General features: G+C 70.0%; 12 protein-coding genes. 5 read left to right on the top strand and 7 right to left on the bottom strand.

Annotated elements, in window-relative coordinates; all coding sequences use genetic code 11:
* Positions 1–22 precede the first annotated feature (22 nt).
* Positions 23–1,006 carry an NOG1 family protein gene (locus J2744_RS04150; RefSeq protein WP_209544902.1) on the bottom strand — a complete coding sequence of 328 codons (984 nt, stop codon included), beginning with the start codon at positions 1,004–1,006 and terminating at the stop codon, positions 23–25.
* Positions 1,007–1,202: 196 nt separating this feature from the next.
* Here J2744_RS04150 and arcD point away from each other — a divergent pair, with 196 nt between their 5' ends.
* From arcD to J2744_RS04130, 4 genes are all read left to right on the top strand, one after another.
* Positions 1,203–2,669, top strand: coding sequence for an arginine/ornithine antiporter ArcD (arcD, locus tag J2744_RS04145; protein WP_209544893.1), 1,467 nt, complete (start codon positions 1,203–1,205; stop codon positions 2,667–2,669).
* Between the two features lie 169 nt (positions 2,670–2,838).
* Positions 2,839–4,158, top strand: a complete 1,320-nt coding sequence (locus tag J2744_RS04140) for an MFS transporter (RefSeq protein WP_209544892.1) — start codon at positions 2,839–2,841, stop codon at positions 4,156–4,158.
* Between the two features lie 81 nt (positions 4,159–4,239).
* Positions 4,240–4,770, top strand: a complete 531-nt coding sequence (locus J2744_RS04135; RefSeq protein WP_209544889.1) for a DUF2240 family protein — start codon at positions 4,240–4,242, stop codon at positions 4,768–4,770.
* 1 nt (position 4,771) lies between these two features.
* Positions 4,772–5,179, top strand: a complete 408-nt coding sequence (locus tag J2744_RS04130; RefSeq protein WP_209544887.1) for a hypothetical protein — start codon at positions 4,772–4,774, stop codon at positions 5,177–5,179.
* Positions 5,180–5,229: 50 nt separating this feature from the next.
* Here J2744_RS04130 and J2744_RS04125 read toward each other — a convergent pair whose 3' ends face one another.
* A complete protein-coding gene (locus J2744_RS04125; protein ID WP_209544884.1) occupies positions 5,230–7,137 on the bottom strand; it encodes a methyl-accepting chemotaxis protein in 1,908 nt (635 codons plus the stop codon).
* 272 nt (positions 7,138–7,409) lie between these two features.
* On the opposite strand from J2744_RS04125, the gene J2744_RS04120 reads away from it, so the two are divergent.
* Complete coding sequence (locus tag J2744_RS04120) at positions 7,410–8,702, top strand: DNA double-strand break repair nuclease NurA (RefSeq protein WP_209544882.1); 1,293 nt, start codon at positions 7,410–7,412, stop codon at positions 8,700–8,702.
* Between the two features lie 165 nt (positions 8,703–8,867).
* On the opposite strand, the gene J2744_RS04115 is transcribed toward J2744_RS04120, so the two are convergent.
* From J2744_RS04115 to J2744_RS04095, 5 genes are all read right to left on the bottom strand, one after another.
* On the bottom strand, positions 8,868–9,218 hold the full coding sequence (locus J2744_RS04115; protein ID WP_209544880.1) for a type II toxin-antitoxin system PemK/MazF family toxin: 351 nt from the start codon (positions 9,216–9,218) through the stop codon (positions 8,868–8,870).
* A gap of 15 nt (positions 9,219–9,233) precedes the next feature.
* Positions 9,234–9,503 (bottom strand): AbrB/MazE/SpoVT family DNA-binding domain-containing protein, encoded by a 270-nt coding sequence (locus J2744_RS04110; RefSeq protein WP_209544878.1) that lies wholly within the window; start codon positions 9,501–9,503, stop codon positions 9,234–9,236.
* A 471-nt stretch (positions 9,504–9,974) separates the two neighbouring features.
* Positions 9,975–10,709 carry a CPBP family intramembrane glutamic endopeptidase gene (locus tag J2744_RS04105; protein WP_209544876.1) on the bottom strand — a complete coding sequence of 245 codons (735 nt, stop codon included), beginning with the start codon at positions 10,707–10,709 and terminating at the stop codon, positions 9,975–9,977.
* A 104-nt stretch (positions 10,710–10,813) separates the two neighbouring features.
* Complete coding sequence (locus J2744_RS04100; protein ID WP_209544874.1) at positions 10,814–12,100, bottom strand: glucose-6-phosphate isomerase; 1,287 nt, start codon at positions 12,098–12,100, stop codon at positions 10,814–10,816.
* Positions 12,101–12,192: 92 nt separating this feature from the next.
* Positions 12,193–13,290 carry a DoxX family protein gene (locus J2744_RS04095; protein WP_321169784.1) on the bottom strand — a complete coding sequence of 366 codons (1,098 nt, stop codon included), beginning with the start codon at positions 13,288–13,290 and terminating at the stop codon, positions 12,193–12,195.
* Positions 13,291–13,374 lie beyond the last annotated feature (84 nt).

The raw sequence follows: 13,374 nt of genomic DNA, 5'->3' as shown, positions 1-13,374 counted from the left end.
CGCGGGGAGGACCCTCAGCCCGCTACTCCCCGTCGCGGGTGGGGAGGTCCGGCTCGTAGCCGACCGCGTCGACGGCCATGTCGAGGACGGTCTCGACGTTCTCTTCCTCCGTGACGCTCATCGTCGCGTCGACGGACTCCGCCTTGACCGCCTCGAAGCGGTCGTGTTTGTTCGCCACCGTGAGCAGCGGCACGTCCGCGCCGAACAGCTCGCGGACCTCCTCGCGGAGCTCGAGCTGGACGTCGAGCGGGTAGCCGCAGTCGCCGGAGGGGTCGAGCACGAAGACGACGGCGTCCGCGAGGTGCTCGAGAGCGCTCACCGCCTGCCGCTCGATGTCGTTGCGCTCGTCTTCCGGCCGGTCCAGCAGTCCGGGAGTGTCGACGATCTGGTAGCGGACGTGGTTCCGCTCGAAGTGGCCGATCTGGACGCCCTTCGTGGTGAACGGGTACTCCGCGATCTGGTTCGACGCGCGGGTGACGCGGTTGACGAACGAGGACTTCCCGACGTTCGGGTAGCCGGCGACGACGATGGCCGGCTCGTCGGGTCGGATGTCCGGGAGGACCTTCAGCTGGTCCCGCGAGTCGCCGATGTAGCGCAGGTCGTCTTCGATCTGGTCCATCACGTCGGCCATGCGCGCGAACGCCTGCTTCCGGTGTTTCCGCGCGGTGTCGACGTCGGAGTTGCGGATCTTCGTCGTGTACTCGTCGCGCAGCTCCTCGATCTGGCGGCTGGCCCACATCACCTGCGAGAGCGCCTGTCGGAGGCGGTCGACGTCGACGATGGCGTCCGCCAGCTCGTAGTAGAACGGGTCCACGTCGAAGCCGAAGTCGGGCCACGAGGTGACGACGTTCTCTAAGTTGTCCGAGAGCACGTTGCCGGCGGTCCGTAGCATCGACTCCTGCGCCTCGTGGCCGCGCTTCGCGCGCCCGGCCCGCGCCGCCCGCGAGAACGCCTTGTCGACGAGTTCCTCCGCGCGCGGAGTCGTCGGGAGGCCCTCAAATATCATGTTACCGTGACTTCGCCGCCGACGCGTATAAGACCGTCCGTTCGCGGACCGCCGCGACACGGCGGCACACGGTCGGACGCGGCGGGTGCCGGACGGTCTCTCGTCGTCGCCCGCGCTGGCGAACGGTATGAACGATCGTTATCTATCCTACGCATATTTCGAGGTATTCTTATGCTTCAAAGGAATACAGACGGCTATGGTACGCTCGTTCACGCCGACGGCATACGAGGACCTCGACCCGGACCGCCGCCCGAGCCTGGCGGCGGCGCTGGTCCCGGTTCTCGCCGTCGTGGCGTTCCTCGGCATCGGTTCGGCCGTCCTCGGTCTCGACCCGCACCCGCCGCTCCTCTGGAGTATCGCCTTCGTCGGCGCGTTCGGGCTGTGGCTCGGCTACGACTGGGACGACCTGTTCGACGGCATCGCGAACGGACTGGTGATGGGGCTCCAGGCGATCCTCATCATCTTCACCATCTACGGGCTGATCGCGACGTGGGTCAGCGCCGGCACGATCCCCAGTCTGATGTACTACGGACTGGAGATCCTCTCACCGACGACGTTCCTCCCGGCGGCCGCGGTCCTCGCCGCCGTCGTCGCGTTCGCCATCGGTTCCTCGTGGACCACGGTCGGGACGCTCGGCGTCGCCTTCGTCGGCATCGGCGCGGGGCTCGGCGTTCCCGCCCCGATGACGGTCGGGGCCGTCCTCTCGGGCGCGTACGCCGGCGACAAGCAGTCGCCGCTCTCCGACACCACGAACCTCGCCGCCGGGGTGACCAACACCGACCTGTACGCGCACATCCGGCGGATGCGGACCGGCACCGCGATCGCCTTCGGTCTCGCCGTCCTCGCCTTCGCCGCGGTCGGCCTCCGCACGAGCGGCGACATCCCGGCCGGCGAGATCGCGGCGATTCAGGGCGGTCTCACCGAGACGTACGCGATCACCGTCCTCGCCTTCGTCCCGCTCGTCGTCACCTTCGGGCTGGCGCTGCGCGGCTACGCCGCGCTCCCGACGCTCGTCGCCGGCGTGTTCGCCGGCGCGTTCACGACGATCCTCCTTCAGGGGACCGGCTTCGTCGCCGCGTGGGAGATATTCATGTCCGGGACCGCGCCCGAGTCGGCCTCTACGACGGTGAACGACCTCCTCACGACCGGCGGACTCACCGGCTCCGCGTGGACGATCACGGTCGTGGTCGCCGCCCTCTCGCTCGGCGGCATCTTGGAGCGCACGGGCGTCCTCGCGGTGATCGCCCACGCGTTCACCTCGGCCGTGCGCAGCCCCGGCGCGCTCGTCGCCGGGACCGGCATCTCGGCGATCTTCATCAACGCGCTCACCGCCCAGCAGTACATGAGCATCGTCCTCCCGGGCGTCACGCTCCGGAACACCTACGACGAGTTCGGGCTGGACACCGATCAGCTCTCCCGCGCGGTCGAGGCCGCCGGGACCCCGACCGGCGCGCTGTTCCCGTGGCACGCGGGCGCCGTCTTCATGGCGACCGCCACCGGCGTGCCGACGCTGGAGTACGCGCCGTACTTCCTGTTCGCATACTTCTCGCCGTTCGTGCTGCTGGTCATGGCCGTGACGGGCTACACCATCGACGTGAACCCGGTCTCGGCCGACGCCGACCCGGCTGAGGGTACCGCGCCGACCCCGGGCAGCGACGACTGAACACCGGCGTCGACGACTGAACACCGGCCGCGACGCTCCGATCGGCTCTCGGAGTCGTTTTTCACCTCGAACGTCGAACCGTCCAGAGTGACAGAACCGACAGCTCCGAGTCGCGGAACCGACCATCGTAACCGGATCGGTTATGCCTCGCGAGAAATCGATTCAGCCCATGTCCGACCGGTGGCTGTACGCTTGGGGACTCGCCTCGGTCGCGTTCGGCGGCGCGTCGCTCGTCGTCCCCCTGTACGTCGTGGACCTCGGTGGCGGCCCGTTCGTCCTCGGCATCCTCGCGGCCGTCGCGGCCGTGGTCGGCGTCCCGGGAGCGCTCTGGTTCGGTCGCGTCGCCGACCGAACCGGACGCCGACGCGCGCTCGTCCTCGTCGCGCTCGTCGCCGCGACCCTCGCGGTCGCGGTCGTTCCGCTCACCGACCGGATCGCCGCGGTGATCGCGGCCAACGCCGTCGTCTGGTTCGCCTTCGCGGCCGCGACGCCCGTGTTGACGCTGCTCGCGGTCGCCGACGCCCCGGAGGCCGCCTGGAGCGAGCGGATCGCCGACCTCAACCGGTACCAGGGGGTCGGCTGGGCGCTGGGGCTGCTCCTCGGCACGGCGTGGACCGTCGGCGGAGGCGCCGTCGCGTCGCCGGCGGCCGCCACGCGCTCGCTGTTCGCGCCGCTCGCGCTCGCCGCCGCGGGTTCCTGCGTCGCGGCCGCGCGCACGCTCCCCGCGGACCCGTCCGGCGACCGCACCGACGGTTCCACCGCGTCGCCCTCGGGGAGCCGCGTGCGTCGCGCCATCCGCCGCGCCGACCGGTTCGCCGTCCGGGGGGCGACGCTGCCGGGGTCGCTCGCGCGGACCGACTTCCGGGGACTGGACCCGCGTCGCCTCGCGGCGCGCTTCACGCCCGCGCTCGCGGCGTACTTCCTCGCGGCGCTCCTGTTTCTCACCGGCTTCTCGGCGTTTTTCGCGCCCCTGCCGGCGTTTCTCACCGACATCGGCTTCGGCTCCGGCGGGACGTTCGCGCTGTACCTGATAAACAGCGCCGCGGCCGCGGTCGCGTTCGGGGCGGCCGGCCGCCTCGCGGCCGACCGGAACGTCGTGCGGCTCCAGGTCGGCGGGCTGGTCGGCCGCGCGGTCCTGCTCCCGCTGGTCGCCGTCGTCGGCGCGGCGCTCGGCGCGAGCGCCCTCGGCTTCGTCGCCGTCGGCGTCACGTTCGCGGCGGTCGGACTCACCTGGGCGGTGATCGCGGTCACCGCCGGCGTCGTCGTCACCCGTCTCGCGCCGGCGGCGATCCGGGGCGAGGCGCTCGGCGCGTACGCGGCGCTCGGCGCGCTCGCCGGAGGGATCGGCAGCGTCATCGGCGGGTGGCTCGCCGCGATCGAATACGGTCTCGCGTTCGGCGTCGCCGGCGCGCTCGTACTCGCCGGCGCGGCGGTCGCGTTCGCGGTCGGGCGCCGGGTCGACCGCGAGTCATCGAAGGCGGCCGGGTGACACTCGCCGGAGGGCACAGTCCCTCCCCGAGTCGGACCCGCGTTCGACACGTTTACGCGCCCGCCGCGCCGTCAGTCGCACATGAGTCTGGAGGTCGCCGTCGCCGCCCCGTTCAAGACCCGGGCCCAAGACCGGCTCGGGCAGGGGGAGTTCGTCGTCGCGCTGTCGCTGGAACGGGAGTGGTTCTCCCCCGACCAGGCGAAGCGGCTCGTCGACGTCGCCGTCGGCCGCGGGCTGTTGGCCTCCGAGGACGGCGATCTGGTTCCGCAGTTCGACCCGGCGGAGGTGACCGTCCCCGAGGGGTTCACCCCGGACGAGTCGGTCCTCCGCGAGCAGTCCACCTTCGAGAGCGCGCTCGACGCCATCGTCGCCGCGGGCGTCGAGAAGCAGCGCGCGGTCGCCGCGATCAACGAGCGCCAGCGCGCGCTGGCGGTCACCATCGAGGCCGCCGCGGTCCTCTACGCCCGGGAGCAGGGGGCCGCGGTCGAGCGCCTCGCCGCCGACGTGCGCGAGGAGCTCGCGGCCGAGGCGGGAGACGAAGCGACCGACGCGGAGGAGACGAGCGGCGCGGACGACGCGGAGGAGACGACCGACGACCCGGGGGCGGCCTGAGATGGTCACGGACCGCCTCGCCGACGGCGTCCGGATCGCCCAGCTCCTCGCCTCCGAGGTGACGGGCAACGAGAGCCGGCTCCGCGGCCTAACCGTCGTCGACGCCGACCCGGACGTTGAGGCGACGACCGACGGCGCGCTGGCGTACCGGATCGCCCGCGAGACGCCGGACAACGACGGGGAGGCGATGGAGCCGATCGCCGAGGTGTACGTCCAGCCGGACCGCGCGCGGATCGAGGCGATCGGCGCCCCCGAGACGGCCGCGACCGCGGCGACCGAGGCCGACCTCCGCGTCCGCCCGAAGGCGGTGCGCCCGCCGCGGACGCTGGTGTTCGTCGAGGACGGCGCGCAGGTGAAGCGCGCGCTGGCGGTTCTGGAAGCGGTCGGAGACGGTCCACACACCCGATGACCGGTGGGAGCCGCCGAGCCACAAAAAAGCCGTTTTCGGGTCGCTGACGGCTATTTCGGCTGTCCGCCGTCGCCGACAGCGACGTTCGGGCCGGCACCGGCGGCGGGGTCGACGTCGTCGCCGGAGACGTCGAAGTCGCGGACGAGCGAGCCGAGCCGCTCCGCCTGCTCGGCGAGCGATCCGGCCTCCGTCGTCGCCTCGTTCATCGCGGTCAGCTGCTCGTCGGCGGCCTCGGCGACCGCGTCGGCCTCGTCCGCGGTCGCCTGACTGATCTCCGCGACCTCCTCGGCCATCGAGACGGTCTCCTCCGTGCTGGCCGCCTGGTCGTCGGTGGCGCGGCTGATCTCCCGGATCCCCTCGTCGGTCTCCTTCGCGTTGTCCGACACCTGCGAGAACGCGTCCGCGGCGTCTTCGACGGCCTCGGCCCCCGCCGCGATGTTCTCCTCGGCGCCCCGGACCGCTTTCACGGTCCCCTCGGTCTGCGACTGCGTGTCACCGATCAGCTCTTCGATCTCCGTGGCGGCGTCTTGCGTCTCCTCCGCGAGCTGTTTCACCTCGTCGGCCACGACGGCGAACCCGTCGCTCCCGCCGCCGCTCCCGCCGGCGCGGGCGGCCTCGATGTTGGCGTTCAAGGCGAGCAGGTTCGTCTGCTCGGCGATGTCGCCGATGAGGTCGACGATCTCGCCGATGTCCTCCATCCGGTCGTCGAGCTGCTGGACGGTCTCCGCCGCGGAGTCGAGCGCCTCGCGGGACTCCTCGACGCGGTCGATCGCGGTCTCGGCGGTCGCTTCTCCGTCGTCCGCGATGTCGGCGGTCTGCTCCGCGACCTCGACGACCGTCTGCGTCGAGGAGGCGACCTCCTCGATCGTCGCCGAGAGGTCGTTCATCTCGTCGGACACCTGTCGGAGCATCTCGCGCTGCTCGTCGGCGCCCTCGGCGATCTCGCCGACGGACTGGCTGACGGCCTCGCTCCGGTCGCTCGCGGTCTCGACGCCGCTGACCGTGTTCTCGCTCGCGGTCGACACCTCCTGAGCGAACGACCGGACCTCGCCCATCGCCGCGTCGATGTCGTCCATCATCCCGTTGAACGCGGCGCCGATCTGCGCCATCGCCTCGCTCTCGCTGTCGGCGTCGAGCCGAACCGTGAGGTCGCCGTCGGCCGCCCGGTCCATCGCGGCGCTGTAGTCGTCCGCCTTCGTCTCCAGGTGGCTGTTCAGGCGCTCGACCTCCTCGCGACGCTTCTCGACCTCCGCCTTCGCCGCCTCGACGTCCTGTATCTCCGCCTGCTTCCGTTCGGCCAGTTCGAGCTGCTCGCGCGCCGCCTCGCGCGACTTCTCGATCGAGTACCAGTTGACCATCAGCGCGCCGACGAGTCCGAGGACGAAGAACGCGTGAATGCCGCCCCAGACCACCGGGTTCTCGATCGCCGCGGTGTGGTTGTAGACGAGACTGGAGTCGATGAGGCTGAACGCCACGTGGCCGACTCCCACGTACGCGACGCCGACGGCGAACGGGAGCCAGTCCTCGTACAGCGCGAGCACCCCGACGAACACGAAGAAGCTGAAGTGCGCCTCGATGTACCCGCCCGACAGCTTCACCAGCGCCATCGAGACGGTCATGAGGCTGAACGCCGTGAGCACCGTCCGCTGGCGGCGGCCGAGCCGCGACCAGTTCGCCAGCGCGGCGGTGCCGAGGATGACGGCGACGAACGCGCCGAGCATCCACGGCGGCGCCGCCGGGATCTGCGCCCCCGTGATCGATTCGGTCCCGCTGTACAGCCCCATAGCGATCAACAGCGGCACCTGTATCACGGTCAAAAGCAGGATGTTCCGGTGTCGCGGCCGCCACATCTCCTCCGGCATCGAGGTGCCGTCGGGGATGTACCGGATCACCTCCCGTACGCTCTCCGTCAGCCCACCCGATCCACCCGCGTCGGCGCCGGTCGCAGTCTCTGCCATACGCGACGATTGTCGTATGTCATAAAAGCACATCGCCTCCGAGTATTATCGTTGATACCGTCGTTTAGCGCCGGGAGACGGTCTAATAAACCATGGCCGGCTGTCTCCCTGCGACCGATGTTAACCGACGTATTTGCTGGTTCTTCGATAACAGTCGAACCCGTTCGGCTATCGGATAGCTCCGGTCTCTCGAGCCACGACCTCCGCCGAACGGCGGAATCGTCGACCGCGCGGCCGACGGTTTTTATACCGGCCCGGTCCGCGGTACGGTCGTGACGCTCGATCCGATCCACGTCGAGAACATCGCCCAGCTCGCGTACGGCATCGGCGGCGACGTGGACGCGACGGACCACGACGACCTCGCCGAGCGCGTGTGGCGCGAGTGGCTCCCCGAACTCCGCCGCGAGGGCCGGGTCGTGGTCGAGGCGCTCGGCGACCACGAGCGCCGCCGGGCCGCCATCGACGACGTGGCGCTCGCCGAGCGCCCGTTCGAGACGGTCCACGGGCTCGACTCGGGGACGATCAACCCCACGACGTTCAAGAACGGGCTGGTCGTCGACGTAGCGCACGCGGCCATGGCGAGTTCGCCGACCGATCTGGACCTCCACCGCGACCGGACCATCGTCGCGACCGTCCACGCGGGCGACTCGACCGCGGGCTTCGACAGCGAGTGGACCCGCCGCGACGAGGGCCACACCCGCCAGCGCGTGCTCCACGTCCCGCGGGTGAACCGCTACGCGGAGCGGGTCGTCCACGCGCTCGCCCTGTACCTCGCGGAGGGGACCCACGCGCTCGACCACGCCGACCGCGTCGACGACCTGCTCGTTCTCGACGGCCCCATCTACCCGAAGGAGCTGTTCACCTGGGCCGACCGTGATCCCGAACTCGGCGCGCTCGCCCGCGAGGCGAAGCCCCGCGCGGTGATCGAGAAGTACGTCCGCCTCGTCGAGCGGTTCGTCGAGCGCGACGTGCCGCTCGCCGGCTTCGTGAAGAACCCCGCGAGCACCACCGCGGTCCGGGCGCTCTCTCGCGCCGGCGTCGAGTCGCCGTGGCCCGACGACACCGCGCTGTTCACCCGGCTGCTGGAGCGTCGCGAGCCGGACGGGGACGCCGGTGGAGAGTTCATCGACGACGACCGCGACGCCGACTGCGGCGCCCGCCTCGACGACGACCTCACCTTCACCACCTGGTTCCGCAGCCGCGGCGGCGCGGACGCGCCGATGGCCGCCGACGGCGACGCGCTCGGCGTCGAGCGCGAACTCGACCCGGAGCTGTACGAGCCGACGTTCATGGTCGTCTACGACCCGCGGACCGACGTGACCTACAAGCTGGAGGCGCCGTACGCGTTCACCCGCGACGAGGCGACCCGCGAGCGGCTCACCCGACAGGTCGTCGCCGAGGTGGCGGCGACGCGCGGCCCGCCGGAGCCGGTCTCGAAGGCGGACGAGCTGGCGCGCATCTCGGCGGCCGAGAAGGCGGCGCTCCGCCGGAAGTTCGAAGAGCGCCTCGGCAGCGACCAGCAGGCGACGTACGACGACCTCCGGTGGGGTAAAGAGACGTACTGACCAGCCGTCGGTCGTTTTAACTTGAATCCCGATAGCTCCGCGAGAAACTCCGTCAAATCTCTTTCTGCTCTCTTGTACATAGTCGGCTCTGTTGAAATCCCCAGTCGATGAGACATTCTGCGCCGGTTGTGGTCAATACAGACGATACACTGCCGGAACTTTCGCTCAAATGCCGAGGCTATCTTTGATTGCCGAGTCGATTTTTACCATATCCGATGACGGGACAGATCCAATGTTCTTTTTCACACGCTCGTCGATGTCGACAACCCGGATTTGACTGAGATCTGCCACTGAATCGTGATCGAGGGCAGTATCCGAAGCCAGTACTTCCACCTCGAACGGGTACGTGTCGCCAGACGTGTACTGCGTTGTGAACGGAGCGATGATGGTTGTCGGTGCGTACTGATTCCCAACATCGTTCTGGATGACAACACAGGGCCGGCTCTTTCCGTGCTGCTCACTCCCTTTCGTGGGATTCAGTTCAACGATGACAATGTCGCCGCGGCGTACCTGCACACTTGACTCCGGAATTCACTCGCTCCAGCCGGGTGCGTCACCGAGATGCTCGGTTGCTTCTGCGGATGCTTCTTCCATTTCTTCAGCCAACTCACGAGACCGCTCGGCCCTCTTTCGATATCCTTCAGCAAGCCGTTCTTCATCTGTCGGCGGTTTGATTACGATCTCGTTATTCACTTCGACGAATTCAACTTCGTCACCGCCTTTAATTCCACGACGGTCCCGCAGTTCCTTCGGAATCGTCACCTGCCCCCGATCTCCGACTTTCCGTTTGTGTTCGGGCATACCTATTCATACTTTTTTCATATTAATATAGATGTTGGTGGCATGGTCATTCAATTCGCACTTCTCGGCGACCGACTGTTTCAGACGATATTTTGTTTGAAGAATCGGGTTTCAACAGAGCCAAATAATCGAATGCGGATCGACGGCGAACGCCGTCAAAGCCCCCGCCCCTTTGCGTCCCGTCCCGCACCGCGACCGCCGGAAGACCGTCACGCGGTTCCACCCGTGAGCAAGGGCGAGACCTCCGGTCTTGCCCTGTTCCTGCTCGCTTCGCTGCGCGGGCTGCGACTTCCGTACTCCCGCTCGCTCTCCCCGATCGCTCACGGGACCGCACCTCACGCCTCCCCAGCCTCGTCGCTCACTCCGTTCGCGACTCCCTCGCGCGTGCGATTCGCGACCGCCTTCGGCGGCCGCTCACCGGCACGCGCCACCCCGGAGGAGAGCACTCGTCGAGAACAGCGTTGTCCGGACTCAGACCGCCTGCGCCAGCAACACCACGTAGGTGACCGCGTTGTAGATGCCGTGGACCAGCCCCGGGACCAGCACGTTGTCCGTCCACTCGTAGAGCGCGCCGAGGACCGAGCCGAGGACGACGACGACGCCGACGTACGCCCACTGTTCGACGAGCGTTCCGGAGACTGCCGGGAGGTGGATCAGTCCGAACGCGAGGCTCGCGACCAGCACCGCGGGGACCGCGTCGAACGCGCGCCGGATCCCCCCCTGAACCACGCCGCGGAACAGCAGCTCCTCTACGGGTCCGACCACCGCGAGCGACACCGCGATCATCGCGAGGTAGTACGGGACGGGGTCGCCGGCGGGGACGACCGCCTGGTTCTGTCCGGTCGAGAGCCCGACCTGATCGAGCGCGAAGAGGGCGCCGTACTGGAACGCGAAGAGGAGGACGCCGCCGCCGACGATGATCGCCGCCTCGCGGCGGTCCGGCCGCGAGAACCGGGCGAGCTCCCACTCGTCGGTGATCGCGAGGTACCCCGCGACCGCGAGCGCGAACCCGACGAACTGGAGCACCGTCCGGATCAGCTGGTAGCCGGTCGACCCGTCCGTCACCAGTCCGAGAGTGGCGGCCAGATCCGCCCCCGGCTGAGTGATGGCGCTCGCGACGAGCAGCGCGAACACGATCGCGAACAGCGCGCTCGTGACGCGGAACAGCCGCTCGCCGATGGCGGCCGCGAGGGGATCGTCGCTCATCGTCGGCCGTACGACGCACGGGGGTTTAGGCGCACCGGAAGGGGATCGCCGGTCCCGGATTCACGGCCCGCCGACTCCGGTCCCGCGGCTCGTCGGCCGCGGCGTCAGTCGACCCGTAGCTCGCGCTTCTCGTCGACCGCGTCCGCCTCCGCGAAGTCCCCGCCACCGAGTAACCCGCGGGCCGCCTTCTTCCCCCACTCGACCGCGGGCTGCGTGAACGTCGAGACGCTCGCAAGCTCCCCGTACAGCACGCAGGCCGCCTCCATCCCGTAGAGCAGCTCGCCGAGCGACCGCTCGTCGACGCGGTCGATCTCGACGCGCACGTTGGGGACGCCGGCGGCCGCGAGGCTCGCCTCGGTCGCCTCGAACTCGGCGTCGAGCAGCCCGCCGAGCGACGAGCCGCCGAGGTACGCCAGCCCGTCGAGGTCCGTCTCGGGGATCGGCACGTCGGCGCGCTCGGTCGGGCGCACGAGCGTCACCAGCTTGTCCGGCGGGCCGGCGCGGTACAGCTGGAGCTGGGAGTGCTGGTCCGTCGCGCCGAGCGCGCGGACGGGGGTCTGCCCGAGTCCGTCCTTCCCGAGGCTCTCGGCCCACAGCTGGGCGAACCACTCCGCGAACGTCTCCAGCGACTCGGCGTACGGCATCACGGCGTTGGTGCGCGCGCCGCGCTCCGCGAGCGCGTACGTCGCCGCGCCGTAGGCGTAGGCGGGCGACTCGTACAGCGACCCCGACAGGCGCTCCATCCCGTCGCGGCCGCCCGCGAGGACCGACTCCACGTCGTGGCCTTGGAGCGCGGCGACCGGGAGACCGACCGTCGACAGCGCCGAGAAGCGCCCCGGGACCCCGTCGGGAACCGGAAGCGAGGGGAGTCCGTGGCGGTCCGCGAGGTCGCGGAGGTTCCCCGACTCGCCCGTGGTGACGAGGGTCCGTTCGGTCCAGTCGACGCCGGCTTCGGTCATCGCCTCGCGGACGACGAGGAAGTTCGCGAGCGTCTCCGCGGTCGTCCCCGACTTCGAGACCACGTTGACGACGGTGTCGTCGAGCGGGAGGTCGGCGAGGAGGGCCCGGGTGTCGTCGGGGTCGACGTTGTCGAGGACGTACGCGTCCACGTCGCTCTCTAACGCCTTCGACAGCGTCGCCGCGCCCAGCGCGCTCCCGCCGATACCGACCGTCAGCACCGCCTCCGGACGGTCGAACCCGTCGACCGCGGCGTAGATCTCGTCCGGGTCCGCGGTCTGGGGCAGATTCAGGGCGGCGTAGCCGAACTCGTCGTCGGCCATCCCCGCCGTTATCCGTTCGTGTGCGGCCGCGACGCGGCCGTCGAGTCTGTCCAGCGTCTCCGTCGTGAGTCCCGGTGTCGTCTCCAGTGAATTGCCGAGGTCGACGCGCATACCAGCCTCACCGCGCGAGAGCGACTTAAAAACCGTCGACCGGACCGGACGCCCGGTCCGGCGGCGCGCGACCGCGGCGCGGGCGGGCGGTCTCAGTCCGCCGCCGCGACCGGCTCCTCGTCGCCGAGCGCGGGGCGACCGATCAGCCGGTCGACGGAGAGCGGACCGGCGCCGAGCGCGAAGACGGCCGATGCGAGGCCGAACAGCGCCACGTGAGCGAGGACCGGGTCGTCGGGGAGTCCGAACAGCGTCGTCGTGAAGAGCACGAAGGAGACGGCGGCCGCGCCGCGGGTGAAGAAGCCGGCGATCAGGGCGACGCCGACCGCCGTCTCCGCGAGACCGGCGCCGACGACCCACAGCCCGGGGTCGACGGGGACGACCGACGTGAGGTCGTAGCGCTCGACCACGAGCAGGCCGCTTCCCGGGTCCGCGAGCTTCTGGATCAGCCCGAGGTAGACGAAGCTGACGCCCATCCCGACCCGCAGTGCCGTCGGGACGTACCGGCGCAGCGGCGCCGCCCGGGCGTCGAGGAACCCCTTCAGGTGGTGGACCGGGTCGATCCGCCCGTAGTAGGTCCCGTCGGTGGTCGCGAGCGCCTGGAGCATCTCGTCCGCGCTGGGGCGGCCGCCGCCGAGGACCGCGAGGGCGGCGAGGACGGGGACGTACTCCATCGCGATGACGACCGCGGGGTCGACGGCGGCGAGGACGGCCGCGAACGCCGCCAGCCCGAGCATCGAGACGATTCGGGTCGCGAGTCCGAACAGGAGACAGAAGCCGAGTCCGATGAAGAACACGCGCAGAACGGGGTTCGCCGCCGGGTCGAAGGTGAGCGTCGGCGCGAACAGGTACCCCTGAAACCCCGCGCCGACGAGCGGGAGACCGACAGAAAGTCGCAGCATCCACGGGATCAGGTCACCGTACCCCGCCAGCGTCTCGCGGAGGACGACCACATCGACGACCGTCGGTCGCAGCCACAGGTAGCCGGCGATCACGGCGGCGAGTGCGACCCCCGACCCGCCGAGGATCGCCGCGTTAATCGGGTCGCCGAGCACGTCGAGGAGAAATCCGAGCGCGTCGACGGTCTCGCCCGGCTCCTCCGTGACGTAGTCGACGTGGGCGGCCGCGGCGCCCACGAGGCTCGTCGCGAGCGCGACGACGGCGAGCGCGAGCGTGAGAGCGGTCGCCGCGATCCGGCCGGCCGCGGTCGTCGCGCGAGCGGGTACCGTTCCGGTTCGGTCGGACATACGGTCGGTAGGCGCCGGACGCACCTAACG

Source organism: Halorubrum trapanicum, from assembly GCF_017873555.1.
GTDB classification, from domain to species: Archaea; Halobacteriota; Halobacteria; order Halobacteriales; family Haloferacaceae; genus Halorubrum; species Halorubrum trapanicum.
Note: the sequence above shows the minus strand (reverse complement) of the source record. Positions and strands in the feature narration are given on the sequence as shown.